This is a genomic window from Pseudoneobacillus rhizolycopersici (assembly GCF_054786815.1).
On record NZ_JBTOOE010000272.1, the window covers coordinates 1 to 221 of the forward strand.

Genomic DNA, 221 nt, shown 5'->3' on the forward strand with positions numbered 1-221 from the left:
CATCTGACTTTTAATCAGAGGGTCGAAGGTTCGAGTCCTTCATGGCTCACCATTTTAATTAGAATATGCGGGTGTGGCGGAATTGGCAGACGCACCAGACTTAGGATCTGGCGCCGCGAGGCGTGGGGGTTCGACTCCCTTCACCCGCACTTATCCAGTTTCATATGCGGAAGTAGTTCAGTGGTAGAACACCACCTTGCCAAGGTGGGGGTCGCGGGTTC

Annotated in this window: 1 tRNA gene; it reads left to right on the top strand. The window is 53.8% G+C overall.

What is annotated here, in order from left to right:
- Positions 1-67 precede the first annotated feature (67 nt).
- Positions 68-149, top strand: a tRNA-Leu gene (locus ACX9YW_RS23715).
- Positions 150-221: the final 72 nt, after the last annotated feature.